Annotated in this window: 28 protein-coding genes; 14 read left to right on the top strand and 14 right to left on the bottom strand. The window is 66.6% G+C overall.

Translation table 11 applies throughout. From position 1 onward, the window contains the following. From SJY14_RS02560 to SJY14_RS02550, 3 genes are all read left to right on the top strand, one after another. Window positions 1–594: a hypothetical protein gene (locus SJY14_RS02560; protein ID WP_396599710.1), complete on the top strand. Its 594-nt coding sequence runs from the start codon at window positions 1–3 to the stop codon at window positions 592–594. A 354-nt stretch (window positions 595–948) separates the two neighbouring features. Further along, window positions 949–1416: a DUF1348 family protein gene (locus tag SJY14_RS02555; protein WP_396599709.1), complete on the top strand. Its 468-nt coding sequence runs from the start codon at window positions 949–951 to the stop codon at window positions 1414–1416. A gap of 2 nt (window positions 1417–1418) precedes the next feature. After that, a complete protein-coding gene (locus SJY14_RS02550; protein WP_396599708.1) occupies window positions 1419–2021 on the top strand; it encodes a TetR/AcrR family transcriptional regulator in 603 nt (200 codons plus the stop codon). Window positions 2022–2202: 181 nt separating this feature from the next. On the opposite strand, the gene SJY14_RS02545 is transcribed toward SJY14_RS02550, so the two are convergent. After that, entirely contained in the window at window positions 2203–3477 is a 1275-nt protein-coding gene (locus tag SJY14_RS02545) for a DUF3500 domain-containing protein (protein WP_396599707.1), read from the bottom strand. A 305-nt stretch (window positions 3478–3782) separates the two neighbouring features. Here SJY14_RS02545 and SJY14_RS02540 point away from each other — a divergent pair, with 305 nt between their 5' ends. From SJY14_RS02540 to SJY14_RS02525, 4 genes are all read left to right on the top strand, one after another. Next, the gene (locus SJY14_RS02540) at window positions 3783–4430 is read left to right on the top strand and encodes a LysE family translocator (protein ID WP_396599706.1); all 648 of its coding nucleotides are present in this window, start codon (window positions 3783–3785) and stop codon (window positions 4428–4430) included. A gap of 55 nt (window positions 4431–4485) precedes the next feature. Continuing rightward, window positions 4486–4884, top strand: a complete 399-nt coding sequence (locus SJY14_RS02535) for a hypothetical protein (protein ID WP_396599705.1) — start codon at window positions 4486–4488, stop codon at window positions 4882–4884. Between the two features lie 69 nt (window positions 4885–4953). After that, window positions 4954–5856, top strand: coding sequence for a phosphotransferase (locus tag SJY14_RS02530; RefSeq protein WP_396599704.1), 903 nt, complete (start codon window positions 4954–4956; stop codon window positions 5854–5856). A 301-nt stretch (window positions 5857–6157) separates the two neighbouring features. Further along, complete coding sequence (locus SJY14_RS02525) at window positions 6158–6547, top strand: hypothetical protein (protein ID WP_396599703.1); 390 nt, start codon at window positions 6158–6160, stop codon at window positions 6545–6547. Between the two features lie 222 nt (window positions 6548–6769). Here SJY14_RS02525 and SJY14_RS02520 read toward each other — a convergent pair whose 3' ends face one another. Continuing rightward, on the bottom strand, window positions 6770–7222 hold the full coding sequence (locus SJY14_RS02520; RefSeq protein WP_192123523.1) for a VOC family protein: 453 nt from the start codon (window positions 7220–7222) through the stop codon (window positions 6770–6772). Window positions 7223–7321: 99 nt separating this feature from the next. Between SJY14_RS02520 and SJY14_RS02515 the strand changes: the two genes are divergently transcribed. Together SJY14_RS02515 and SJY14_RS02510 are read left to right on the top strand one after the other, a co-directional pair. After that, on the top strand, window positions 7322–8308 hold the full coding sequence (locus tag SJY14_RS02515) for a helix-turn-helix transcriptional regulator (RefSeq protein ID WP_396599702.1): 987 nt from the start codon (window positions 7322–7324) through the stop codon (window positions 8306–8308). A gap of 233 nt (window positions 8309–8541) precedes the next feature. After that, window positions 8542–9309 (top strand): helix-turn-helix domain-containing protein, encoded by a 768-nt coding sequence (locus SJY14_RS02510; protein WP_277959195.1) that lies wholly within the window; start codon window positions 8542–8544, stop codon window positions 9307–9309. A 657-nt stretch (window positions 9310–9966) separates the two neighbouring features. On the opposite strand, the gene SJY14_RS02505 is transcribed toward SJY14_RS02510, so the two are convergent. From SJY14_RS02505 to SJY14_RS02465, 9 genes are all read right to left on the bottom strand, one after another. Continuing rightward, window positions 9967–10365 (bottom strand): cupin domain-containing protein, encoded by a 399-nt coding sequence (locus SJY14_RS02505; RefSeq protein ID WP_396599701.1) that lies wholly within the window; start codon window positions 10363–10365, stop codon window positions 9967–9969. Window positions 10366–10374: 9 nt separating this feature from the next. Next, complete coding sequence (locus SJY14_RS02500; RefSeq protein WP_396599700.1) at window positions 10375–10710, bottom strand: carboxymuconolactone decarboxylase family protein; 336 nt, start codon at window positions 10708–10710, stop codon at window positions 10375–10377. 45 nt (window positions 10711–10755) lie between these two features. Next, window positions 10756–11643: an aldo/keto reductase gene (locus SJY14_RS02495; RefSeq protein WP_396599699.1), complete on the bottom strand. Its 888-nt coding sequence runs from the start codon at window positions 11641–11643 to the stop codon at window positions 10756–10758. Window positions 11644–11672: 29 nt separating this feature from the next. Beyond that, a complete protein-coding gene (locus SJY14_RS02490) occupies window positions 11673–12563 on the bottom strand; it encodes a helix-turn-helix domain-containing protein (RefSeq protein WP_071255266.1) in 891 nt (296 codons plus the stop codon). Window position 12564: 1 nt separating this feature from the next. Continuing rightward, window positions 12565–13452 (bottom strand): aldo/keto reductase, encoded by an 888-nt coding sequence (locus SJY14_RS02485; protein ID WP_396599698.1) that lies wholly within the window; start codon window positions 13450–13452, stop codon window positions 12565–12567. A 134-nt stretch (window positions 13453–13586) separates the two neighbouring features. Then, window positions 13587–14084, bottom strand: coding sequence for a hypothetical protein (locus tag SJY14_RS02480; protein ID WP_396599697.1), 498 nt, complete (start codon window positions 14082–14084; stop codon window positions 13587–13589). Between the two features lie 14 nt (window positions 14085–14098). Next, a complete protein-coding gene (locus tag SJY14_RS02475) occupies window positions 14099–15091 on the bottom strand; it encodes an aldo/keto reductase (protein WP_396599696.1) in 993 nt (330 codons plus the stop codon). A gap of 28 nt (window positions 15092–15119) precedes the next feature. After that, the gene (locus SJY14_RS02470; RefSeq protein ID WP_396599695.1) at window positions 15120–15731 is read right to left on the bottom strand and encodes a cyclophilin-like fold protein; all 612 of its coding nucleotides are present in this window, start codon (window positions 15729–15731) and stop codon (window positions 15120–15122) included. A 23-nt stretch (window positions 15732–15754) separates the two neighbouring features. Next, window positions 15755–16789, bottom strand: coding sequence for a zinc-binding dehydrogenase (locus SJY14_RS02465; RefSeq protein WP_396599694.1), 1035 nt, complete (start codon window positions 16787–16789; stop codon window positions 15755–15757). 225 nt (window positions 16790–17014) lie between these two features. Here SJY14_RS02465 and SJY14_RS02460 point away from each other — a divergent pair, with 225 nt between their 5' ends. The 3 genes from SJY14_RS02460 to SJY14_RS02450 all read left to right on the top strand — a co-directional run bounded on the left by SJY14_RS02460 (window position 17015) and on the right by SJY14_RS02450 (window position 20088). Further along, window positions 17015–17902, top strand: a complete 888-nt coding sequence (locus tag SJY14_RS02460) for a helix-turn-helix transcriptional regulator (RefSeq protein WP_396599693.1) — start codon at window positions 17015–17017, stop codon at window positions 17900–17902. 129 nt (window positions 17903–18031) lie between these two features. Further along, on the top strand, window positions 18032–19249 hold the full coding sequence (locus tag SJY14_RS02455) for an MFS transporter (RefSeq protein WP_396599692.1): 1218 nt from the start codon (window positions 18032–18034) through the stop codon (window positions 19247–19249). 68 nt (window positions 19250–19317) lie between these two features. Next, window positions 19318–20088 (top strand): glucose 1-dehydrogenase, encoded by a 771-nt coding sequence (locus SJY14_RS02450; protein ID WP_396599691.1) that lies wholly within the window; start codon window positions 19318–19320, stop codon window positions 20086–20088. Between the two features lie 387 nt (window positions 20089–20475). On the opposite strand, the gene SJY14_RS02445 is transcribed toward SJY14_RS02450, so the two are convergent. Together SJY14_RS02445 and SJY14_RS02440 are read right to left on the bottom strand one after the other, a co-directional pair. After that, on the bottom strand, window positions 20476–21372 hold the full coding sequence (locus SJY14_RS02445; RefSeq protein ID WP_396599690.1) for an alpha/beta fold hydrolase: 897 nt from the start codon (window positions 21370–21372) through the stop codon (window positions 20476–20478). Window positions 21373–21498: 126 nt separating this feature from the next. After that, window positions 21499–21882, bottom strand: a complete 384-nt coding sequence (locus SJY14_RS02440) for a nuclear transport factor 2 family protein (RefSeq protein WP_396599689.1) — start codon at window positions 21880–21882, stop codon at window positions 21499–21501. A 249-nt stretch (window positions 21883–22131) separates the two neighbouring features. Between SJY14_RS02440 and SJY14_RS02435 the strand changes: the two genes are divergently transcribed. Continuing rightward, window positions 22132–22830, top strand: a complete 699-nt coding sequence (locus tag SJY14_RS02435; RefSeq protein WP_396599688.1) for an SDR family NAD(P)-dependent oxidoreductase — start codon at window positions 22132–22134, stop codon at window positions 22828–22830. Between the two features lie 25 nt (window positions 22831–22855). Beyond that, complete coding sequence (gene smpB / locus SJY14_RS02430) at window positions 22856–23350, top strand: SsrA-binding protein SmpB (protein ID WP_396599687.1); 495 nt, start codon at window positions 22856–22858, stop codon at window positions 23348–23350. 32 nt (window positions 23351–23382) lie between these two features. Here smpB and SJY14_RS02425 read toward each other — a convergent pair whose 3' ends face one another. Continuing rightward, complete coding sequence (locus SJY14_RS02425; protein ID WP_396599686.1) at window positions 23383–23724, bottom strand: hypothetical protein; 342 nt, start codon at window positions 23722–23724, stop codon at window positions 23383–23385.

Below are 23724 nucleotides of genomic sequence, written 5' to 3'. Positions count from 1 at the left end.
ATGAACGTTCTGGATCAGGCTGCATTGGTAAAGGCGAAGCCCGAGGCTGGCGCGTCCGCCACGGTCAGAGATGACATGCGCTCCTCGGAAGCACTCGTCAGGTCGATGCGCGAGCGCTTGTCACGCGAAATCAAGCGCAGGTTGTCCGTCGCGACACATGCCGAGCAGGAGCTACGTCTGTGGGAGGCGGTATCTTGCGAGGTCGAATCGTTGTGGTCGCATCCGCGCCGTGAAGCTGTCGGTGTCGACACGGACTTCGCGCAACTGTCACAAGACGACCAGGTGGCCGTTGCTCTTGCGTTTGACCTCCAACTGGCCGGAGTGTCGATCCATGAGCGGCTCATCCGTAGCTCAATAGGTGGTGATGCGCGCTACACAGACACCGAGTCTGCGAGGGAGGGAACCCAAGCTGGCTTTTCGGATCTTCGCGGCCGTGCGTTCGCGGTCCTGGCCGGCGATATTGCGGTCCACGCCGCCCGAGTGCTGGTGAGGTCGGTCCAGTCGAGTGGTCACGCCGACCAATTGGGTATCGATCTAGACACGGCAGCGGCGCGTCTTCTGGGTGCGATTACAGGTTCAGGGCAAAGGCCCTGAAGGGGAAATTCACTGAATCGACGCGCGATCGATGCCGGTCGGGAGGGTCGGCCGGTTGCTCGTTGTGCGGACCACGAACAGTCCTCCGGTCGCTTGAGCGTGATGACCTCCGGTAGCAGTGAACTCGTTGTCGAGCTTGCAATCGGCTGGCTAGGCGTTGTCGCCGAGGAGCCTGTGCCTGTGCCTGTGCCTGTGCCTGTGCCTGTCACGGACAGAGTGTGTCGCTCTCTTGTTCGGGATCGAGCGGAGGGGCGTCGTTGAGCCTGTCTACTTGTCTGTACCGTTACGCATAGCGTGTACCTATCGGTACACAGTAACTGCCAGCACTTGAGTGCGTAGTCAGAAGGAGCCCAAATGTTTCGCCCCCCACTTCCCCCTTTCACCGAAGAGACTGCTGCCCAAAAGGTCCGTGCGGCCGAGGATGGGTGGAACACCCGCAACCCCGAGCGCGTCTCCCTCGCCTACAGCGAGGACAGCTGGTGGCGCAACCGCTCGACGTTCCTCCAGGGGCGGCCGGCGATCGTCGACTTCCTTGCTGCTAAGTGGGACCGTGAACACGACTACCGACTCATCAAAGAGCTGTGGGCACACAGCGGCGACGTCATCGCCGTGCGTTTCGCATACGAGTACCACGACGCGAACGGCCAGTGGTTCCGCGCCTACGGCAACGAGAACTGGCACTTCGATAAGGACGGATTGATGACCCACCGCCACGCGAGCATCAACGACATGGCCATCGACGAGTCCGAGCGCAAGTTCTTCTGGGATGCGTCCGGCCCCCGCCCAGCTGATCACCCCGGACTCAGCGAGCTCGGTCTCTAAAGGTGCGAACCGTTCTCGACCGAGCAGACGTCGTCCTCGCCCTCGCGGGCGTTTTCCGCAAACACGGATTCGAAGCCGGATCCCTGTCGGTCATCCAGCAAGAATCCGGTATTGGCCGCGGCAGCCTCTACCACTTCTTCCCCGAGGGAAAGAAGGACATGGCCGCCGCCGTCCTCGACAACGTCCAGGAATGGTTCGAGACGCACATTTTTGCGCCCCTGCGTACCGCGCAGGACCCCGCCGAGGCAATCCGCGTCATGATGAAAGAGGTGGCCCGCTACTTCACTTCTCGCGAACTGGTGTGCCTGTTCGCCGTGGTGAGTATGGGGGAAGAGCAGGAAACGTTCGCTAGCGAGGTGCGTTCGTACTTCACCGATTGGGTCGAAGCCCTAGCTGGAGCCCTTCGCCCTGGCGGGCTGTCGCCGCAGGTTGCTGTGGAACGCGCGACGGATGCCGTCGCGACGATCCAGGGCGGCCTAGTCCTGGCTCGTGCCTACGGCGACGACGCAACCCTCCTCGGAATCATTGCCCGCACCGAGCGGCACTTACTGACTGCCGCTCTCGCCGCAACTGAGAACGATGTTCCCGTTGGCACTTCTCTCTGAGGAGTCTCTTGCTCGCCGCAGTGCCTCGCCCTGTCGTCGCCTTCGTAGCCATCTCGTGAGGGTGTCCGTGGTGCCTCAATGTGGACGTCCGGGCAGGGCTGCGGGGTCTATTGCACGCAGGTCGGATGGTCGTGGTGAGGGCCACCAGCGCCAGTGGTGACCCTCCCTCGCTAGAGGCCTACTAGTTGCTCGGCGGGGTGCCGCCGTCGCTCGGGGCGCCGCCCGCGGGTGCACCACCGCCCATGCCGCCGGTTGCCGCCTGCTGCTCGACGCTGTTTGCGTAGTCGTCGGTCGGGTCGCGGTAGATCGTGTGGACGTGGCCCCAGCCGGAGGTGGAGACGCCGTCGACGTCGGCGCCGGCGGAGCCCTGCTGTGCCTGGAACCCGACGTAGACGTTCGGCCCGGAGATGGAGAAGTTGATGCCGTCGCCCTGGGTCATGTCGTAGGTGGTCTCGCCGGACCAGGCGATGACCGTCTCGTCGAGGGTCGCCTCGATCTCGGCGCGGGTGGTCGCGGCGCTCTCCTCGTCGGCCATGCCCGACCAGTTGGCGATGAGGTCGAGCAGGAGCTCGCGCTGCTCGTCGGTGAGGTCAGCGCCGGTCAGGCCGACACCGGTGGTGAAGTCGCAGGTGTCGCCGGGGGCGCACATGGTGACGTCTCCCGAGGTGAGGGTCGCCTGCTGCTCGGCCGTGAGGGAGTCGTAGAACGCGAACGCGTCGGTGTAGATGCCGTCGAAGGCCTGCACCTCGGTGCCGTCGTCGGTGGTCCAGTCAGCGGGCTGGACACCAAGGTGGGTGGGGGCGAAGGTAATCGCGTCGGCGGTGCCGTCGAGAGTGGCGTTGATGCCGAGGTGGTGGCCGCCGAACTGGACTTCGTAGGCGCTGGTGTCGGTGGCGTCGCCGAAGAGGGCGATGTAGTACTGGCCGAGCGAGGACTCGGTGGTGCTGCTGTTCTCGACGAGGTATTGGTCGCTGGCGATGATGTTCGACACGGTCTCGTAGGCGTCGTCGCTGAGGAGGGCCTCCAGCACCTGGAGGGCTGCGACCTGCTGCTCCTCGGTGAGGTCGGCGACGTTTAACCCGGCCCGGTCGACGAAGGTGACGGGGAAGTTCGACCACGAGGTCGTCTTGGTCTCGTCGTCGTAGTCGTAGGTGACTGCTGACTTCTGCTCGTCGGTGAGCGTGGCAAGGAACGCCTGGACGGCCTCGGAGGTGTTCGTAATGGTCTCGGCGGTGGTGCTCGAGTCGGACTGCGTGACCTCGGTCGCTGCCTCGGCGACGGTGAGGTCGCCGGTGGCGCTGCTCGAGGTGGTGGTGCCGGAGCCGGTCGTGCCGGAGGAGCTGGTGGTGCCGGCGGCGCAGCCGCTGAGCATGAGGCCCCCGACCAGGAACACGGTCGTTCCGAGGAGGATCTGGCGGCGGCGCGGGCGCTTGTTCGTGTCCGTAGTCTTCGTCATGTGGCCAAGCTAAGGAGTTCGGCTTGGTCAATTCGATGAGAAATCTATGAGCCTGTTATGAGAGCCCGAGCAGATTCAGGTGTCGTGAAACCGTCCGATAGACGATCGGTCACCGACCACCGGCGGACGCTAGCCACTCCCCCGCAGCTACGGGGCGCCGGCTGTCTCGATAGGCCTGTCCGAAACTGCTCTCTGTGAACGATCCCCTAACGAGACGTCATGAGATGTAGTCGAGCGTGCGCCAAGCTGGGAGCACGACGGGTGCCGATGACGCCGCCTCCACCCCCCTCGAGAAAGTCACCGGCATGATTTCCCTGACCGCCGCCTCCGCCATGGCCCTCGTCGCGCTGGGCATGGTGTTCACCCCCGGCCCGAACATGATGTACCTCGTCTCGCGCAGCATCAGCCAGGGCCGCCGCGCAGGCCTAGTTTCGCTCGCCGGCACCGCGGTCGGCTTCGTCGTCTACATGACGATGGCCAACGTCGGCCTCGCCGCGGTGTTCCTCGTGGTGCCCTGGCTCTACACGGCGCTGAAGGTCGCCGGCGCCGCCTACCTTCTCTGGCTGGCCTACAAGACCCTGCGACCCGGAGGCGCCTCCGTCTTCGACACCCGGGACCTGCCCCGCGACTCCACAGCCACGCTCTTCCGCATGGGGCTCGTGACGAACCTGCTGAACCCGAAGGCGGCGATCATGTACCTCGCCCTCATCCCCCAGTTCGTCGACCAAAGCACCGGCAGCGTCGTCGCCCAGGGCTTCCAGCTCGGCGCAGTCCAGATCGCCGTGAGCCTCGCAGTCAATGCCGGCATCATCGTCGCCGCCGGGTCCATTGCAGGCTTCCTCCGCCGCAAGCCGAGCTGGATGCGCTGGCAGCGGTGGGCCACCGGCACCCTCCTCGGCGCCGTAGGCGTCAAACTCGCCCTCGATGCACCCGCGCCGGCGGCGGCTGGATAGCGATGCCCTATCGGGACACCGCGTCTCTGTGAAGTTGCGACCGTAAAGTGGAGCTGTGTCTGATCGCGGTTTCGTCGTCGACCCCGTCACGCAGACCGAGGTGCGTGTCCCCTTGGGGATCTGGCCGGAACAAGCCCTAGAGCACGCTCGGCGAAGTCGCGATGGGGAGCTCCGACGCATCCGCTTCTTCCTCGACTGGGGACACAGATACCCCCTCTGGGAAGACGGCTCAGACGGCTACACGAAGGAACCCGGCGACTACGGCCTGTCCGCAGATCTCGGAGAGCGCCTCCACGCGTGGTACCAGACGTGGGCGCAGCATTGCAGTCCCGAACACGGTTGGTCTGATGAACAACGCCACCAGGCTTGGCTCGTTGCCGGCCACCGTCTCGCCAACGAGGTCGAGCTCAAGGTCTACGACTTCGCGGAAGTGATCCGAGAGTTCGATCGCTGACCGGTCGCTGATCCCCTATCGGGCGGTCACGTCCGTGTAAGGGTGGGTCTGTCGCGAAAGGGAATGATCATGGCCAGGACGACATGGGCAGAAGCACCGCACACCTTGCGGCGCGCTGTCGAGGATGCACTCGGCGCCGAGGTTACGGAGGCCGTCAGTCAAACCGGCGGCTTCTCCTCCGGGAGCGCTGACCGCCTAATCCTTGCCGACGGCCGCCGTGTCTTCGCAAAGTCCGTCGATCGTGCCCGCAACGTCGGCACCTACGAGCTGCATCAGCGGGAGGCAGCAATCGTCGGGGACCTTCCCACGTCGGTGTCCGCACCCCGCCTTGTCGGGACCATCGAGCAAGACGACTGGATCGTCGTGGCCTTCGAGGACATCGACGGCCGCCAGCCGGGGGTGGACGACACCACGCTCGTCCTCGATTCGCTCGGAACGCTGCCCCGCATCGAGACGCTCTCGCAGTTGCCCCGACTCTCGGACGAGCTGACATCGGACGCTGCGAGCTGGAACCGTTTGATCACGTCGGGAGCAGTCAACGAACTCGATCCCTGGGTTGGTGCGCACATCGACCGGCTCTCCCACGTCGCCGCACAACTGCCCAGGGCGGCCGAGGGAAATCACCTTGTGCACCTGGACTGCCGTGCCGACAACCTCTTGATCGACGAGAAGTCACGGGTGTGGCTGGTCGACTGGCCCTGGGCCAGCGTCGGAGCAGACTGGTTCGACTCGGTCACATACCTCCTCGATGTCCTGGTCAACGACCGCGACGCAGACGTCGAAAAGCATCTCGATCACCCTTCTCTCCGAGGAGTGCCGGCAGAGGCCGTCGATGCGGTCCTTGCTGGACTGGCTGGTTCATGGGTCGAGCAAGTCCAGGTACAGGCACCCGAGGACATGCCGAACCTGCGGGACTTTCAGCGGCAGGAAGCCGATGCGGCTCTCCTGTGGTTGAGGCGCCGTTGGGCTTGAGACGCGCCCGCAGCGCGATCCCCTATCAGGCAGTCAGAAACGATCGTTCATGGAGCAATCAGAAGCAAGCTCATCCATAACCTGCTTGACCGACAATTTTCGTTATGTCGATTAATTCTTGGGGCGAGTCGCTTGGGCCTGTCTTCTGATCGGTCTTGCCACCGGAGTCGCTGTGCTCGGTCGAGCCATTGATGTCCATGGCTGGCGACACGATGTCGTGGTGCATGATTGCCAACTAGGCCACAAGCCAAGGGGAGTCATGTCTCGATGCGTTCGACTTGTCGTTGCCCTGCTTGCCTTCGTGGCAAGCACCTTCGGACTGAGCGCGTGCAGTGGGGACACCTTCGAAGAGCGATTTGCCTCACAACTGCTCGTTGCGACTGACATTGGTCTTGACGACTCCGACTCCGTTGCTGCAGTTTCCGGCACGGGAGGCGGCCCAACGCCAACAACTCCGCAGTACTTCCTCGAAGGAATGAACGTGGGAGAAGAAGTAGCTCAGGGCCTCACCAATGCCGGGTTCACGGCAGACGACTCTCTTAATCAGATCTGGGAACGCGAAGAAGACGGCCTTGAGCAAGAGGTCATTTCATCTCCCTTCTCTTCCGGTGAATCCTTCGCGATTGAAAGAGGGACGTCAGATGAGCGCTACGTAGCAAGCGAAGACGGTATCCGCGTCACTATCGCGTAACCCGTTCTGGGGGCAGCAGCCCCCATTCCAGCTGCCGTAGGGACAACGGGGAACTCGACCTCTGGCTTCTGGGCGCGTCCGGAAGCTGATCGGCTATCGGGCAGCGCCCCGGACGTTTCTGGTGGTCGAGGGCCTCGGAACCGCTGCTCGTTCGCTTGCTTGTGACGAGGGGAGAGAGGCGCCGCGGCGCGGGCAGGTCGGACTCGCGCCGCGGCAGAGGCACTATGCGGTGACGCTGACGCTCCAGGTGACTCCGAACCGGTCGGTGAGCATGCCGAAGCCGGCGCTCCACGCCGACGCGGCGAGCGGTTCGACGATGGTCGCACCGACCACCAGTGCGTCCCAGTGACCTTGCAACTCGTCGAGGCTGTCGGACCCGATCGAGACGAACAGAGCCTGGTCGGTGATGGTGGTCCCGTTCTCGCGGCGGGTCAGGCCGCCTGCGGCGATCGAGCCCTCGGTCTGGCCGGGGATGTCGTACCCCATGATGTGGAAGCCGTTCTCGGCGGTGACGAGGCCGAAGACGACCTTGTCGGCACCAGGCACGTCGGCCGGCATCCCGAAGTCGGCGTAGGTGTTGACCACGAGGTGCCCGCCGAACACGGACTGGTAGAACTCGAGTGCCTGACGGGCGTCGCCGCGGAAGTTGAGGTGGGTGGTCGTCTGGATGGTCATCGCTACTCCTTGTTGGGGGTCGGCCCGCTCGGCCGTCGACTCGACTCTTACAGCCGTATAGGTCGATTTCTGTCCTGGACTGGATCTAGTCTGAACGGCATGACGACGACATCGCGACTGCTGGCCCTGCTGTCGTTGCTGCAGACTCGGCGGGACTGGCCCGGGTCTCTCCTGGCATCTCGTCTCGAAGTCAGCGACCGGACGGTCCGCCGGGACGTCGACCGCCTGCGCGAGATGGGCTACAGCATCCGCGCGACGATGGGCCCTGAGGGCGGGTACCGGCTCGACGCCGGTAGTGAGCTGCCGCCCCTGCTGTTCGATGATGACCAGACCGTCGCGGTGGCCGTCGCCTTGCAGGTGGCAGCTGGTGCCGGCGGCGGGATCGAGGAGGCGGCGATCCGCGCCCTGGGAACGATCCGGCAGGTCATGCCCTCACGACTGCGCCACCGGCTGGACGCTTTCGAGGTGACCGCTGTCGGCCGGCCGGGAGATGAAGCGATGGCCGACATCTCGCTCGACGTCCTCGTCACGCTTGCCCACAGCATCCGAGACCGCGAGGTCTTGCGCTTCGACTACGCCGCCCGCGGCGACGACGACAGCGAGCAGCAGATTCGTCAGGCCCGCCGGGTCGAGCCGCACCACCTGGTGACGTCGCACGGCCGCTGGTACCTCGTGGCATGGGATCTCGAGCGCGACGACTGGCGCCTGTTCCGCGTGGACCGTGTGCAGCCGAGGGTCCCCGGTGGCCCCCGGTACGATCCCCGTGTCGTGCCCGGCGGCAGCGTGCACGAGTTCGTCTCCGCTCGCTTCAAGGGGTCCGACGTCGACGAGTGGCCGTGCCGAGGCACCGTCGTGTTGGAACTACCCGCTGAAGACGTCCTCCCGTTTGCCGGCGACGGCACGGTCGTGGCCCTCGACCACCAGCGGTGCAGCCTCGAGGCGGGCTCGTGGTCCTGGGGCGCATTGGCCGCCTTCTACGGCCGCTTCGAGGCACCGATGCAGGTGATCGGGCCCCCCGAGCTCGCGACTGCCTTCGTGGCCCTTGCGCACCGATACGCGGCGACGGGCGCGACCGACCACGACTAGTGCGGCAAGTCCAAGACACAGCCAGTCGGCCCTTCAGACCAGGGAAGAAGGCGCAGGCGTCCGATCCCCGAAACCGACAGGCGCCCGCCTAACGATCCCCTGTCGGAACATCGTGTTCAGGGCGGACGTGGCAGGGACATCGAGCCGCGAACTGGGCACTGTCGGGTAGATGTCGCCTGCTTGTCGGGGCCCTGACATGGACCCGTTCAAGCGCCCTTCATACTGTGGACAGCATGAGCGAGACACGAATACTTGAACTACGAACTCAACGAGGGTGGACTCAGGAGCGCCTTGCAGAGGTCAGCGGGGTGACCGTTCGCACTCTCCAACGACTCGAGGCGGGGAACGACGTCAGCCTCGACACGCTCTCCCGACTGGGTAAGGCATTGGGTGTGCCGGTGCGAGACCTCTTCATGGAAGCCCCCGAGAGCGAGTACGGAAAAGCCGTGTCCGCACTGAGCGAGACCGAGGCGAGAAGCTTCTCGGATGCGGCGCGAATCGCCTGGCGCCATATAGCCCTCGCCGTGGCACTGTTCGTCACGTCACCCATCCCCGTGGTGCTGCTGATCGCCGGGGCAGACGCAGGCGTCATCCCGACGAGTGTGGAAGTCGCCATAGCTATCGGCCTAGGTGCTCTTTTCTTGGTCGCCGCAGCCGGGGCAGTCCACCTCGTTCGGGCGTCGAGCACGTTCTCGCCATTTCCGCTGATCCGCCAGAAGCGTCTGAGTTCCAGTTTCGGAGCCCAGCAGTGGGCAGAAAGCCTCGAAGAGACCAACGGACGTCAGCGAGGCACCTCTCTAGCCGTGGCCGTGGGACTCTGGCTGATATCGCCGCTCCCGGTCATCGTCGCAGCGCTCCTCGAACCGTCGCAGTGGCAAGGGCTCTGGATAGCAGGCGGCGTAACCTTCTTCCTCCTCGTCGTCGCCGCAGGGACGTTCGCCGTTCTGCAGGCGGCATGGTCCCGTTACGCCGCAGAGAAGCTGACCGCATCCGCGGCATAGCGCCCTGCCCTCTGGACGATCCCCAAACTGAACGGCTCGGGCGTGCTCGCTTCTGTTGCGTAGGCGGCCGTGAGGGTCGATAAGCCCGATTGGTACTCGGGCGCCATGCTGGTCATCACCGAGGAGGACGCGTCTACGAGGAGGCGGTGTGAGGGTAGTGGGATGCGAGCCGTCCGAGATCCCCGCCTTCGATTCCTGCCCTGGTCCGTACTCGTGGTGGCGTGGATCGGTTCGATCGTTGTCGAACAAGTGCTGTTCGGCGACTCGATTGGCTGCGAGCTCTCTCCAGGTACATCGGTCTTCGGAGACGCTGGATGGAGCTGGTTTCCCCTCGGGCGCACCTGCACTTGGCTGATCGACGGCGTCACTGTGATCGACCATCCGTCGCTGATAGAACTGCTCATCCCTGCGACGCTGCTCGTCTGGTTGGTCGCTCTTTTGCGAGCACCGGTTACCCCGCGAGTGTCCGCGTAAGCCATCGGTCACCGACCACCGGCGGACGCTAGCCACTCCCCCGCAGCTACGGGGCGCCGGCTGTCTCGACAGGTCAGTCCGAAACTGATCTCGATGACCGATCCTCTATCGGGCACCGCAGGGCGCTCAATCGAGGAGAGTTCCCTCCGTGATGGGGCGTTTAGGGAGCATCACCGAGAAACCTCAACGTCCGGTGAAGTCCTCGTCGGTGATGTGCTCGAGCCATGTGGTCGTGGCGGCGGGGTCGTCGCCGCTCTCGAGCATGGCTATGTGCTCCATGAAGACGCCGGGGGCGGCGTGGAAGTGCTCCTCGCCGGGCGGGGTGTAGATCGTCTGGCCGGGGTGCACGTCGATGATGTGGCCGTCTCGGGTGCCGAAGCGGCCGACGCCGGCGGTGACGCGCAAGTACTGGCCCTTCTCGTGCGAGTGCCAGGCGGTGCGGGCACCGGGTGCGAAGCGGACGGTCGCGACGGTCATGTGCTGGCCGTCCTCGTGCGGAACGGCGATGGGGTCGAGCCAGACGTCGCCAGCGAACTGCTCGGGCGGGTTCTTGCTGGTCGGGGTGGCGGGTTCGATGTTCACGGGCCTTCCTTACTTCTCGTCTGCGCTGAAGAGGTCCTTTGCGACGCCCATGGCGGCCATGCCGTTCGGCCAGCCGGCGTAGAGGGTGACGTGCGTGATGGCCTCGACCAGGTCCTCCTGGGTGACGCCGTTCTCGACGGCCCGCCCGAGGTGGAACTTCAGCTGCTCGGTGTTGCCGCCGGCGGTGAGGACGGCGACGGTGATGAGACTCCTGTCCCGAGCCGAGAGTTCGGGCCGGTTCCAGACGTCGGCGAAGAGGACGTCGTCGGTGAGCTCGGCGAGCTTCGGGGCGAAGTCGCCGAAGAGGTCCCGTCCTCCTCCTACCTGGCGGGGCTGTTCGGTCATGGGGTGTCTCCCTGTCGCTCGGGTCATCTCGTGGTCGAGGTCAGGTCAGGCCTCGGGGATCTCTAGGTCCCAGGTAGAGGGGTCGACCTCGTCGGGGTCGGGGCCGCCGCGCACTCCGCGGTCGAGCGCGTCGATGTCGACGAGTTCTCCCTCGGTGAGGTCGAAGTCGAAGACGTCGATGTTCTGGCGGATGCGGTCAAGATTCGTCGACTTGGGGATCACCGACCGGCCCTGCTGGAGGTGCCAGCGCAGCATCACCTGGGCGGGCGACTTGTCGTGCGCTACCGCGATGCGGCCGATGGTGTCGTCGTCGAGGACGTTCTTGCGCCCTTCTCCCCATCCCGGGTAGAACGTGATGCCGCCGATGGGCGACCAGGCCTGGGTCAGCGTGCCGAGTGCGGCGTCTGCCCGCTGGACCTCGGACTGCGTGAAGTAGGGGTGCAGCTCGACCTGGTTGACGGCGGGGACGACATCGGTCTCGGCGCGGAGGGCCTCCAGGTGGTGGGGCATGAAGTTGCTCACGCCGATGGCTCGCACCCGGCCGTCGGCCAGCAGCGCCTCGAGAGCCTGGTAGGCGGCAACGGTCCGCTCGAAGTGCTGGGGCATGGGCTGGTGCAGGATCAGCAGGTCGATCTGGTCGACGCCGAGCTTGGTGGCGCTCTTCTCGAAGGCGTGCAGGGTCTCGTCGTGCCCGTAGTCGCTCACCCAGACCTTGGTCTCGATGAACACGTCACTGCGGTCGAGACCGGACCGGCGGATGCCCTCGCCGACCTCGCGTTCGTTGCCGTAGCCGGCGGCGGTGTCGATGTGCCGGTACCCGGCGCCGACTGCCGCCTCGACGGCCGCGGTGGTCTCGTCGGGCGGGCTCTGGAAGACGCCGAGCCCGAGGGTCGGGATGCGGACGTCGTTGTTCAGGGTCAGGAAGTCGGTCATGTGTTCCTCCGTGTCGTGATCGGTGCTCGTCACGCGTGGGGACGCGTGGGGGCCGGAGTCTCCGCTCCGGCATCGGGAGAGTGCACCCAGGACGCCAGGAGCGCGATGCGCTCCGCTGTCGCCGAGTGCGGCTCGATCGTGTAGACGAGCATGGTCAGTCCTGGGTCGGTGGTGAGGTCGAACGACTCGTAGCCGAATTCGAGATCACCGACCTGGGGGTGTCGGTAGCGCTTGGCGCCGCGTTGGAATCGGATGACGTCGTGGGAGGCCCACAGGGCGCGGAACTCCGGGCTCTGAGTCGAGAGCTGGCCGACGAGGCGGATGAGATCCTCGTCGTAGGGGTCTCGACCCGCGGCCTGGTGGAGGAGCGCCACGACGTTGCGCTTGGCGAGGTCGGCGTCGACGTAGAAGTTCTCCGCTCGCTTGTCGAGGAACTGGAAGCGCGCCCCGTTGAAGAGCTCGCCGCCGGCGACCGGGCGGGGCAGGTCGTAAAGCGCTGCCCCGAGGGTGTTCGCTGCGACGATGTCGAGGCGCGGGTTCTGGATGATGGCCGGAACGGTCAGGGCGTCGAGCACCATCTGCGTCCCTGGAGCGACAGTCACCCCCGTGCGAGGCCGGGGACGACGGCGGACCGGTACCGCGGTCTGCTGGACGAGATCGAGGAGGTGCTGGGTCTCGGTGTCGTCCAGCTGCAGCGCACGGGCGATCGCCTCGAGCACCTCGCGGGAGGCGCCACGGGAGGTGCCGCGTTCGAGCTTGGAGTAGTAGTCGGTACTGACTCCGGCCAGCTGGGCGACCTCCTCCCGGCGAAGTCCCGGGACCCGGCGCGTGCCCGAGAACACCGGCACGCCCGCCTGGGCGGGCGTGAGCCGGGCCCGCCGGGAGGTCAGGAAACTGCTGATCTCGTCCTGCGTCGACATGTCAGGCCGCGTCGATGGTGAGGTCGATGACCTCGGGGGTGGCGTCGTCCGGGTCGATGGCGCCTCGAAGACCGGTGTCGAGAGCGGTGATGTCCTGCATCTGCTCCGGGCTCAGAGCGAAGTCGAAGACGTCGGCGTTCTCGGCGATGCGCTCGGGACGGACCGACTTCGGAATGACGCTCCGCCCCTCCTGCAGGTGCCAGCGGAGGATGACCTGGGCAGGCGTCTTGCCGTGCGCGTCGGCGATGGCCTGGACCTTCTCGTTCTGCAGCGGCGGGACCGCACCGTTCTCCCCCGCCCACCCGTAGACGCCCCCGATGGGCGACCAAGCCTGGGTCACGATGCCGAGTTCACGATGCAAGGCGACCTGGTCGGGCTGTTGGAAGTTCGGGTGCAGCTCGATCTGGTTCACGGCAGGGACCACGTCGGTCTCGGCCACGAGCTTTCGGAGGTGGTCGGGCTTGAAGTTGGCCACTCCGACGGCACTCACACGTCCTTCCTTGAGGAGGTGCTCCGCCGCCCGGTAGGAAGCGACCGTCTCGTCCCAGCTCGCCGGCCACGGCCAGTGCAGGAGGTAGAGGTCGACGTGGTCGACGCCGAGCTTGGCGGTGCTGGTGTCGAAGGCCCGGAGCGTCTCGTCGTAGCCGTAGTCGGTCATCCACAGCTTGGTGGTGAGGAAGACGTCGTCGCGGTCGACTCCCGACTCGCGCAGGCCGGCACCGACCTGTCGCTCGTTCCCGTAGGCCGCCGCGGTGTCGACCAGTCGGTACCCGGTGCGGAGCGCCGTCGCGACGGCGTCGCGAGCCTCGTCTCCCTCGCTCGCGAGGACGCCGAGTCCCAGCGAAGGGATCTCGACGCCGTCGTTCAGGGTGATGGTCTCGGTGGTCATGGTGTTCCTTTCTTCGTCAGTTTCCAGTAGAACCGTCGCCTGGAGAACGGGAAAGGCCGTGTGGAACAGTGGTCCCGTAGACCACCCCTCCGGGACTGCGCCGCTGTCCGGCCGTGATCGCCCTGGCCGCCGCGTCAGTCCTGGCGTGCGTACGTGGCGCGGAAGCCCTCGGTGGGGTCGGTCGGGGTCAGGACGAGCGTGTCGCCTGTGACTTCGAAGTCCCGCGCGAGACTCTGGCCGACGAGGTCCCGCGCGAGGGCGGACTCGACCTCGACGGTGAACGAGTCGTCGTCAACGGGGGTCACCTCGCCGTAGAAAGCCTCGTACCCGTCGACGGTGTACGGCCCGTCAGGGGCCGCCGTGTCGGGGTTGGCAGCCTGGACGGCCATCGTGCCGGCGGCCGTGAAGACGACCTGGCCGGAGTACGGGACGGCTGACAGGTCGCCATCCGTGCCGACCTCGAGCGAGGTCATCTCCCACTCGCCGGTCAGCCTGCTCGTGGGACCGCCAGATGATGCTGCCGGCGACTCGCCAGGGGGGTCGGTCGCCGTGGTGGAGGCACAGCCGGTCGCGCCCGCTGCGATGACGAGGGTCAGGGCGATGCTCGTGGTCCGGTGGTTCGTGGTGCGCATGTCGTGCCTTTCGGTCAGATGTCGGTCTGGGCTTCGAGGAAGTCGGGGTACCGGGCGCCGACCACGGCTGCATCGTCGGACAGCGCGGTCAGTCGTTCCATTTGGGAGTCGGTGAGGGTCACGTCGAGGGCCCCCAGGTTCTCGTCGAGCCGGTGGGCCTTCGTGGTGCCGGGGATGGGGACGATGAACGGTTCGCGGGCCAGCAGCCAGGCCAGGGCGACCTGTCCGGGCGTTGCTCCCTGCTCGTCGGCGACTGCCCGCACGACATCGACGAGTCTCAGGTTGTGCTCGATGACGTCAGGACCGAAGCGCGGGATGCTGGCCCGGAGGTCGCCCTCACCGAACGAGGTCGACGCCGTGATGGTGCCGGTCAGGAATCCCTTCCCCAACGGGCTGAACGGCACGAACCCGATGCCGAGTTCGCGGCACGCCGCAAGCACGCCCTCGTCGGGTCGGCGCCACCAGAGCGAGTACTCGCTCTGCACCGCGGTCAGGGGCAGCACGGCGTGGGCTCGACGGATGGTGCTCTCCGACGCCTCCGAGAGGCCGTACCGGTGCACCTTGCCGGCGGCGACGAGCTCGTTGACCGCACCGGCGTAGTCCTCGATCGGGATGTCGGGGTTGATGCGGTGCTGGTAGTACACGTCGAGCCTGTCGACCCCGAGACGGCGGAGTGAGCCCTCGGCGGCCTCGGCGACCTCCTCCGGTCGCAACAGCCGTCCCCGCGGCTTCCGCGTCACGGGGTCGATGGCCGTTGCGAACTTCGTCGCGATCAGGACGTCGTCGGGCCGGTCGGCGAGAGCTTCGCCGAGGATTTCTTCATTGGCGTGCGGTCCGTAGACCTCTGCGGTGTCGAACAGGGTCACGCCCTGGTCGACGGCGCGGCGCAGCAACTGCACCATGTCGTGTCGATCGGGTGCGACGCCGTAGCCGCCGGTCATGGTCATGCAGCCGAGGCCGATGGGCGAGACGGCGGGGCCGTCGGCGCCCAGTGTGCGAGTCGTCATGGTCTGCCTCTCGAGGTGTCGGTGATGATCACGGCAGGACCTCGAGGGTCACGTCCGTGTCGTCGAAGTCCGCGAGTTCGTCGCGGGTCGCGTCGTAGCTGCCGAGGTGGATGGTGTCGTCGGAGTACTCGATCCCGGTGGCGTCGTAGTAGAACCCGAGGTTGCCCCAGGGGCTGAAGTAGATGAGGTCGCCGTCTTCAGGGTCGGAGCCGGGTGAGCCCTCAACGGTGAGCCCGGGTGAGGGGTAGCCGATCTTCTCCCGGCCGGCGAACTCCTCGAAGCGGATGGTGGTGGGGAGGCGGCTGAGGAGGTCGCGTGTGGTCGGGTTGTCCTCCTCGAGTGTGACGTCGACGGTCCGCCCGCCTCCGCTGAACCGGACCACCGTCCCGACAATCGCGTCGTCACGGGCGACGGGAGTCTCCGAAGGGGTGCTCTCGGGGCGCGATGTCGGGCTGCCGTCGCTGGCGGGCGATGACGACGAGATGGACGGATCGGCGGTGTCGGCCGGGTTGCCGGCCGACGTCGAGCACGCGGCGAGGGCGGTGACACCGACGCCGACGCCGAGGAAGAGCAGAGTCGACGCACGCCGTGAGGCAGTGGGACGGCCGGACGGCCGACGTGGAGCGATGCGCAGGGCCATGGAGAACGTTCCCGTCGTGTCGGCTACGGGCGGATCAGGACTTTGAGGGCGTCGCGGCCGTCCATGAGGCGGTAGGCCTCGGCGATGTCGTCGAGGGGCATCTCACGGTCGAAGACACGGCCCGGGTCGATGGTGCCGTCGAGGACCTGCGGGATCGCGGCCTCGAGGTAGGCACGCACGGTCGCAGGACCGCCGGTGAGGGTGACGTTCTTGCCGAACAGCGACGCCATGCCGACCGCCGCCTCCTCGTACTGAGGCACTCCTACGCGGCTGATGGTGCCGCCGGCGCGGACGATCCCGACGGCCTGGTCGTAGGCGGGCTTGTGGCCGACGGCCTCGAGGACGACGTGCGACCCCTCGCCTCCGGTGATCTCCATGACCTTCGCGACGCCGTCCTCGCCGCGCTCGGCGACGACGTGGGCGGCCCCGAACTCGCGACCTAGGTCCGTACGCGCGGTGTGGCGGCCCATGAGGATGATCGTCTCGGCACCGAGCTGCTTCGCCGCCAGCACCGCGGAGAGACCGACTGCACCGTCGCCGATGACGGTGACGGTCTTGCCGGGCCCGACGTCGCCGCGGATCGCGGCGTGGTAGCCGGTCAGGTACACGTCGGAGAGGGTGAGCAGCGAGGGCATGAACGACTCGTCCGTGCCCTCGGGGATCGTGACGGCGGTGCCGTCGGCCTGGGGGACGATGAGCTTCTCGGCCTGCGTGGCCGAGGCGGCGCCGTCGAAGAAACCACCGTGGACGCACGAGGTGGTGATGCTGTCCTGGCAGAAGGCACAGGTGCCGTCGGACCACGCGAAGGGCACGATGACGGTGTCGCCGATCGCGAGCGTCGTCACGTCGTCGCCGATCTGCTCGACGACGCCGATGGCCTCGTGGCCCATGCGGCGCCCCTCAGGGGTGTCCTCGAGGTCGTGGTACGGGTGCAGGTCGGAGCCGCAGACACAGGCGTGGGTCACCCGGACGAGTGCCTCGTGGGGTTCCTGGATGACGGGCTCGGGGACCTCGACGACGCGGACGTCGCCGGACTTGTACATGAGGGTGGCCTTCATGTCGCTCCTTCTCGGGTTCTGTGGTGGGTGAGGCGCGCACGCGACCTCGGGATGGCTAGCCGGAGACCTCTTCTGTGCCGCCGGGGCCTCTCGTGGAAGACCGTAAGCGTTCATCACCCAGCTAGACAGGCCCGCTGAGAGCCCCCCTCGAGGGTCCGCCCGCAGCGCCTAGGCGTGCCCTAGGAGGGCCTGGCTGGCCGTCGACGGCCGTCGTAGCGTGACGGCATGGACAACCGAGCCGAGGTACGCGAGTTCCTCTCGTCACGCCGTGCACGATTGACCCCGGACATGACCGGCGTCGTCACCGCGGGCGGTCGTCGCAGGGTGCCGGGGCTGCGCCGTGACGAGGTCGCCCGGCTCGCCGGCGTCAGCGTCGACTACTACACGCGGGTGGAGCGGGGAAGCCTCGCCGGCGTCTCCGACAGTGTGCTCGACAGCATCGCCCGCGCGCTCGAGATGGACCAGGCCGAGCGAGACCACCTCTACGACCTCGCTCGCGCCGCTGCCCCCGTCCGTCGTCGGCCATCGGCCAGTGCCGAGCAGAAGATCACCGACTCCCCGCTCCAGCACATGCTCGACGCGATGACCGGGGCGGTGGCCATGATCACCAACACCCGGATGGACCTCGTGGCCGCGAACGACCTCGGCTTCGCCCTCTACTCCGAGATGTACCGCGGCTCGCTCCGCCCCGCGAACCACTCACGGTTCATCTTCCTCGACCCGCGGGCGCACGACTTCTACCCCGACTGGGAGCGCGCTGCGAACGTCAACGTCGCCATCCTCCGACGCGACGCCGGTCGTGACCCCCACGACGCGGGGATCGCCGCCCTGGTCGGCGAGCTGTCGATCAGGAGTGATGAGTTCCGCGTCCGGTGGGCCGCGCACGACGTGCGGCGTCACTACACCGGCGCGAAGCAGTTCCGGCACCCGGTGGTCGGGCTGCTCGAGCTCGACTTCAACGCCATGGACCTCCAGGACTCCCCCGGCCACTCGATGACCGTCTACACCGCCGCTCCCGGCAGCGGTTCCGACGAGGGACTCCGGCTGCTTGCGTCCTGGGCCGCCACGGAACGAATCGTCGAACGGGCCCGCCGGGCCGAGCCCGCGACCTGACCTGAGCTGACCTGACCTGACCTGACCTGACCTGACCCGGAGCATCCCGCACCGTCCCGCCCTTGGACCGTGCGCCTCCTTCACCCCCTCGACCCACGGCCGTGCCTCGCCGCGCCCGGAAGGATCACGATGACCACGCCGACCGCGTCCGTACCGACCGTTCAGCCGCCCGCTGCGGGCCCTGGCGAGCAGGTCGGTCGTCTCCCACTGTTCTCCCTCGTCGTCCTCGCGACGACCGGGTTCATCCTCGTCGCCATGGAGACCATGCCCGCGGGGCTGTTGCCACAGATCGCCGCCGGGCTCGACACCGGCGAGGGCACCGTGGGGCTGCTGATCAGCGCCTACGCCCTCGGCACCGTCGTAGCCACCGTGCCCGCGATCTCGCTCACCCGCGGCATGCGCCGTCGGCCCCTGCTCGCGATCGCCCTCGTCGGCCTGATCCTGGCCAACGCCGTCGCGGCCCTCGCCCCCACCGTGGCAGTCGCCCTCGTCGCCCGCTTCGTCGCCGGCGCGTTCTCCGGGACGATCTGGGGCATGCTCGCCGCCTACGGCCGACGGATCAGCCCGGCGAACCAAGCCGGCCGCTCACTCGCCATCGTCTCGGCCGGCGCACCCGTCGGCTTCGCATTCGGCACCCCGCTCGGGTCGTGGATCGGCACGACCTTCGACTGGCGGTGGTCGTTCGGCGGCCTCAGCCTCCTCGGCGTCGCCGTCCTGGTGCTCGTGATCACCGTCGTCTCCGACGCCGCCCCGGCTCCGGCGGCGACACGCCTCCCCCTCGTCCGCGTCGTCCGCATCCCCGGGATCGCCCTGATCCTCGCGGTCATCGCGACGTGGATGATCGCCCACAACACCCTGTACACCTACGTGGCCCCTTACCTTCGCGCCGGTGGTTCCGGTCTCGGCGTCGACCTCACCCTGCTCGTCTACGGTGTCGCCTCGATCGGCGGCATCATCGTCACGGGCGCCCTACTCGACCGGCACCCCAGGCCCTTGCTGCACGGCAGCCTGGCCCTGTTCGTCGGTGTCGGTGTGGTCCTCCTCGTTTGGCACGCCTCGGCACCCGCCGTGCTCATCGCAGCCGTCTTCTGGGGGCTCACCTTCGGCGGTGCCGCGGCTCAGCTGCAGGCCGCCCTTACCACCGCGGGCGGCGAGAACTCCGACGTGGCGAACTCGTTCCTGCCCGTCGCGTTCAACGTCGCCATCTTCGCCGCCGGCATCGTCGGCGCCGGCCTCCTCACCCGCACCGACGGCATGGTCCTCCCCGTCGTCCTCATCGTCTTCGGCGTCATCGCCTTCGGCCTCACGATCGTCGGCCGCCGGAACGCGTTCCCCGCGCGACTCTGATCCCCTCCCTCCCCCTGATTCACCTCACGCCCCGTGTCACACAGGGGCCTGTCACCAAGGAGCACTCCATGAGCATCACGACCCCCCGCTTCACCGGCAAAGTCGCCTTCGTCACCGGCGCCGCCGGCGGCATCGGCCGCGCCACCGCCCTCGCTTACGCCGCCGAAGGCGCCCGGGTCGCGGTCGCCGACCTGCCGGGCGCGGGCCACGACGAGACCGCGTCGTTGATCACTGCGGCGGGAGGGACCGCGACCGCCGTCGACCTCGACGTCTCGGACGCCTCGCAGGTCGTCGCCGTCCTCGACCACGTCGTGTCCACCTGGGGCCGCCTGGATGTCGCGTTCAACAACGCGGGTGTCGAGCAGACGCAGACCCCCACCGCCGACCTCGACGACGCCGAGTTCGGCCGCATCATGGCCGTCGACGTGCACGGCGTCTACCTCTGTATGAAGCACGAGATCCGGCACATGAAGGCCTCGGGCGGCGGTGCGATTGTCAACACCTCATCAGGTGCTGGTGTCATGGGCATCGCCGGACAGGCGGCGTACGCGGCGGCCAAGCACGCCGTCATCGGCCTCAGCAAGTCCACGGCGCTCGAGGTCGTGGGCGAAGGCATCCGGGTCAACGTCGTCGCCCCCGGCATGATCGACACGGAGATGATCCAGCGCCTCACCGGCGGCACGGACGAGGGCTACGCCGATGTCATCGCCCAGGAGCCCATCGGCCGGCTCGGCAAGCCCGACGAGATCGCTTCCGCTGTCCTTTGGCTCACCTCCGACGACGGCGGATTCGCCGTCGGGCACACCCTTATCGTCGACGGTGGCCAGACGATCGGCTGAGGCCCCTCGCTGGACGAGGGGTTCGTCTAGGCGGGCTCGAGCGAGCCGAGTCGGCGCCCTGGCCGCATAAGTTGCATCGTCTCTGGCGCCCTGATCGTCTCGCCGTTGGCATCGCGCTCGCGTCATGGGCGACAAAGCTGTTCCGAGTACTCATCCGATAAGACCCCAGAACCAGAAATTTGCGGTCGTGAGGCCCCGACCGGCGAACGATCCCCTATCGGGCACGTTCGTGACTGTTGGGTGATCGTCTGGCGCGACACAGGCTGTAAAACATGGGCACGCTTCGATCATGTGGCGCCAAGTCGGGCGTCCTGGGCACCCGAGACCCGGCCGCCGACGTCGTGGTCCTGCTTCCGCACGAACTGCACGACGGCGGCGGGCTGTTCTCTAGCGAGCGGTGTGTGCAGCCTCCTCAATCACCTTCGCAACCTTGCGGGGTTCCTTGACCATCGAGAGGTGTCCCGCCTCGACCTGGGTGACGGTTGAGCCGGCTCGTTCCGCCATCTTCAGCTGGAGGGCAAGAGGGATGCTGGCGTCCTGGGTGCCGGCGACATACCAGGACGGGAGCGTCTTCCAGGATTCGGCTGCGCTGGCTTCCTCGTTGACAGCACTGAACGTGATGGGGCGCTGCTTGGCGTAGTACGACGCCTGGTCTGACTTCGAGAGGCCGTTGGCGAAGCCGGGCCCGAAAGCCTCCTTCTTCAGGTACAGGTCGACGTCACCTTCAGGTGCTCCCGGGTAGGGGATGGTGTCGAACAGTTGCGTCGGGTCTACCGGTCCTGCGCTGCTGAGCAGCCCGAGGACGCTCTCACCTTCGGCAGGAACGAACGCATCCACGTAGACCAGGGCCTTGACATCCGGATCGGACGATCCAGCTTCGCTGATCACGGCGCCACCGTAAGAGTGCCCGACGAGGATCACCGGGCCGGTGGTGCGAGCAGCGAGGAAGGATGCGAGGTACTCAGAGTCGCCGCTGAGCGAGCGGAGCGGGTTGGCGAAGTCGAGTACTGGGTAGCCCTTCTTCGTGAGGACCTTCTCCACGTCGGTGAAGGAGCTTGCGTCGGTCCAAGCTCCGTGCACGATTACGACGGTGGGCTTGGCGTGTGTCGCAGTCGCGCCGCTGGCGGGCGCGGCCGTCGCGAGGGCGATGCCCACAACGGCGGCAATTCCCGCGGCCACGGTGAGCAGGTGCCGTTTGCTGCTCCGGGTCGAGCTGATGAAAAGGGTCATGACCTTTTTCTTCCTTGGGTGATGACGCCGCACAGCGGTGGCGTCGAGGGCCACGGGAGATTCCTCGTGGTTGAGATGGTCGAGGACGGAGCCGGGGCGAGCTACCGGGGTCGACAAGTGATGGGGTGCGTCACTGACGCGTGCGTGAACTCGTGGACAGGGCCCTGCCGGTGCTGCTGGTCAGTCCTGCTCTGTGTTCAGCATCTCGAAGCGACTGCACCGGCCGTCTTCGTCGATGGTGACCGTCCAGACGTTGTCGAAGTCACCGAGGTCTTGGTAGCGGCCGACTCCGTCGATGACGACAGTGCGTCCGCTGGTGGGGTGCGCGGTCCAGGTGAAGGTCCAGCCGCCCTGTTGCCAGTTCCATCGTGATTGCCAGCCTGCGACGATGTCGTCACGGCCGACGAGGTCGGTCGTGTAGGGGCGTTCGTGGTACTCGGCCTGCTGGGTGAAGAGAGCCTCGATGTCTGCTGTTGCGTTGGTGCGCCAGGCCAGGAGGTACTTCTCAACCCAGCTGGTGACGTCCTCGATGGTGAGTTCGCTGACTGTGGCGTGTGTGCTCATGGGGTGAGTCTTCGCGTGCCGTGTCTGAGGAGGAAGGGTGCGGCTCACCCCCTCTGGTTCGCCCTTCCTCCTGGTGAGCGGTGGCCTGATTGTGGTCACTGTGGCGATCGTCGCGCGCTCCTCCCCGGGCAACGACGACTGATGTTGATCAGCGCGACGATCGCCATCTAGTCCCTCCCGCGCACTAAGGGAAAGCATCCATCCCCGCCATCACGGTGGAGGCGGCCACCTCGCAGAAGGAATGCACCTATGACGACGACACTCATCACCGGAGCAAACAAGGGCATCGGTTACGAGACAGCCCGGCAGCTCAGAGCCATCGGCCACGAAGTCATCCTTGGGGCCCGGGACATCGGACGAGGCCAGACAGCTGCCCGAGAATTGGGAGTCCGCTTCGTCCAGATCGACGTCACCGACGATGCATCGGTGGTGGCAGCAGCGGCCGACATCTCTGAGCATGAAGGGGTCCTGGACGTTCTGGTCAACAACGCAGGCATTCTCGGGCCCCGGCACGAGTCACTAGGGTCCATCTCTGCTAGCGACGCTGAGGGTGTCTTCCAGACCAATGTCCTCGGCGCTGTCCGCATGATCCACGCCTTCTTGCCGATTCTCGAGCGGTCATCTGCTCCCGTCATCGTGAACGTCTCCAGCAGCATGGGCTCTTTCACCCGGACCACCGATCCCACCGCACCCGAGAACTCCTACCCGCTGCCGTTCTACCAAGCATCCAAGGCCGCTCTGAACATGCTGACCTTGAAATACGCAGAGGCGTACCCGGCGATGAGGATCAATGTCGCCGATCCCGGCGGAACCGACACCGACATCATGGATCACCTTGGTACACAGACCGTTTCCGAGGGGTCCGAGGCCATCGTGCGGCTTGCGACAGCCTCCTTGACCGGGCCTACGAGTGCCTTCGTCGGCCGAGACGGGCACGTGCCCTGGTGACACCTGAATACGGACGAAGGACTTGATGCCACGAGAGCTCGGAACGAGAATCGTCGCCCGGAACCGTCGGGCACGCCACGACTACACCCTGGGCGACGTCTACGAGGCTGGCCTCGTGCTCACAGGCACGGAGGTGAAATCGCTTCGTGCGGGGCGAGCGTCCCTGATCGACGGTTATGCGAGCATCGAACTCGGCGAGGCGTGGCTTGATGGTGTCCAGATCCCGGAGTACGCCCAAGGCACGTGGTCCAACCACACCCCGCGGCGGCGGAGGAAGCTGCTGCTCCACAAGAAGCAGATCCAGACGCTCCGCAAAGCCGTGAACGAGGGCGGTTTCACCATCGTGCCTCTGTCCCTTTACTTCGCCGGCGGCCATGCCAAAGTCGAGCTCGCCGTCGCCAAGGGAAAGCGCGACTTCGAGAAGCGACGAGCGCAATGGGATCGAGAGGACGCCCGTGACGCAGACCGAGCCCTCAGCGCCCACCGCCGACGAAGCGACGGCTTAACACCACTTCACTAGCCGGCGTCGCCGAGGGTCCTCCCGGTAGACAATCAGGTCCGACAGGGCGAGAGCAGCGAGCCGGTCTCGATGGTCAAAGTGGTTATTTTCCCCTTGTGGAGGGCGAAGTGGAACACGTAGAGCCCGCTCGCTTCGACGAGCGCTTTGCTCGTACCGGTGACGTCGGTGGTGACCCACCAGCCGCCGGCGGTAGGACAGGATTCCGTGACGCGCAGGTGGATGTAGCCCGCGATGTACCAGGAGCTGGCCAAGAACTCGTACTTGATGTGTGGGGGGATGTCCGTATCTGCGTGCCGCAGGGTGGCATTGGGTCCGAAGGTGGCGAGGACGCTGTCGACGTCCCCGGCGTTGGTCCGGTTGATGAACCAGTCCAC

Origin of the sequence: Frigoribacterium sp. R86507 (genome assembly GCF_044597695.1) — a bacterium.
In the GTDB taxonomy this organism is placed as follows: domain Bacteria; phylum Actinomycetota; class Actinomycetes; order Actinomycetales; family Microbacteriaceae; genus Frigoribacterium.
This window is presented reverse-complemented; position numbering and strand designations above follow the sequence as displayed.

What these genes read in the sequence shown, in the direction of transcription:
- SJY14_RS02530 (WP_396599704.1), top strand. Translation starts at nt 4,954, where the DNA reads ATGGCCAGGACGACATGGGCAGAAGCACCGCACACCTTGCGGCGCGCT.
- SJY14_RS02475 (WP_396599696.1), bottom strand. Translation starts at nt 15,091, where the DNA reads ATGACGACTCGCACACTGGGCGCCGACGGCCCCGCCGTCTCGCCCATC.
- SJY14_RS02560 (WP_396599710.1), top strand. Translation starts at nt 1, where the DNA reads ATGAACGTTCTGGATCAGGCTGCATTGGTAAAGGCGAAGCCCGAGGCT.
- SJY14_RS02495 (WP_396599699.1), bottom strand. Translation starts at nt 11,643, where the DNA reads ATGACCGACTTCCTGACCCTGAACAACGACGTCCGCATCCCGACCCTC.
- SJY14_RS02490 (WP_071255266.1), bottom strand. Translation starts at nt 12,563, where the DNA reads ATGTCGACGCAGGACGAGATCAGCAGTTTCCTGACCTCCCGGCGGGCC.
- SJY14_RS02555 (WP_396599709.1), top strand. Translation starts at nt 949, where the DNA reads ATGTTTCGCCCCCCACTTCCCCCTTTCACCGAAGAGACTGCTGCCCAA.
- SJY14_RS02545 (WP_396599707.1), bottom strand. Translation starts at nt 3,477, where the DNA reads ATGACGAAGACTACGGACACGAACAAGCGCCCGCGCCGCCGCCAGATC.
- SJY14_RS02440 (WP_396599689.1), bottom strand. Translation starts at nt 21,882, where the DNA reads ATGAGCACACACGCCACAGTCAGCGAACTCACCATCGAGGACGTCACC.
- SJY14_RS02510 (WP_277959195.1), top strand. Translation starts at nt 8,542, where the DNA reads ATGAGCGAGACACGAATACTTGAACTACGAACTCAACGAGGGTGGACT.
- SJY14_RS02435 (WP_396599688.1), top strand. Translation starts at nt 22,132, where the DNA reads ATGACGACGACACTCATCACCGGAGCAAACAAGGGCATCGGTTACGAG.
- SJY14_RS02515 (WP_396599702.1), top strand. Translation starts at nt 7,322, where the DNA reads ATGACGACGACATCGCGACTGCTGGCCCTGCTGTCGTTGCTGCAGACT.
- SJY14_RS02455 (WP_396599692.1), top strand. Translation starts at nt 18,032, where the DNA reads ATGACCACGCCGACCGCGTCCGTACCGACCGTTCAGCCGCCCGCTGCG.
- SJY14_RS02460 (WP_396599693.1), top strand. Translation starts at nt 17,015, where the DNA reads ATGGACAACCGAGCCGAGGTACGCGAGTTCCTCTCGTCACGCCGTGCA.
- SJY14_RS02500 (WP_396599700.1), bottom strand. Translation starts at nt 10,710, where the DNA reads ATGACCGAACAGCCCCGCCAGGTAGGAGGAGGACGGGACCTCTTCGGC.
- SJY14_RS02485 (WP_396599698.1), bottom strand. Translation starts at nt 13,452, where the DNA reads ATGACCACCGAGACCATCACCCTGAACGACGGCGTCGAGATCCCTTCG.
- smpB (WP_396599687.1), top strand. Translation starts at nt 22,856, where the DNA reads ATGCCACGAGAGCTCGGAACGAGAATCGTCGCCCGGAACCGTCGGGCA.
- SJY14_RS02470 (WP_396599695.1), bottom strand. Translation starts at nt 15,731, where the DNA reads ATGGCCCTGCGCATCGCTCCACGTCGGCCGTCCGGCCGTCCCACTGCC.
- SJY14_RS02480 (WP_396599697.1), bottom strand. Translation starts at nt 14,084, where the DNA reads ATGCGCACCACGAACCACCGGACCACGAGCATCGCCCTGACCCTCGTC.
- SJY14_RS02540 (WP_396599706.1), top strand. Translation starts at nt 3,783, where the DNA reads ATGATTTCCCTGACCGCCGCCTCCGCCATGGCCCTCGTCGCGCTGGGC.
- SJY14_RS02450 (WP_396599691.1), top strand. Translation starts at nt 19,318, where the DNA reads ATGAGCATCACGACCCCCCGCTTCACCGGCAAAGTCGCCTTCGTCACC.
- SJY14_RS02520 (WP_192123523.1), bottom strand. Translation starts at nt 7,222, where the DNA reads ATGACCATCCAGACGACCACCCACCTCAACTTCCGCGGCGACGCCCGT.
- SJY14_RS02465 (WP_396599694.1), bottom strand. Translation starts at nt 16,789, where the DNA reads ATGAAGGCCACCCTCATGTACAAGTCCGGCGACGTCCGCGTCGTCGAG.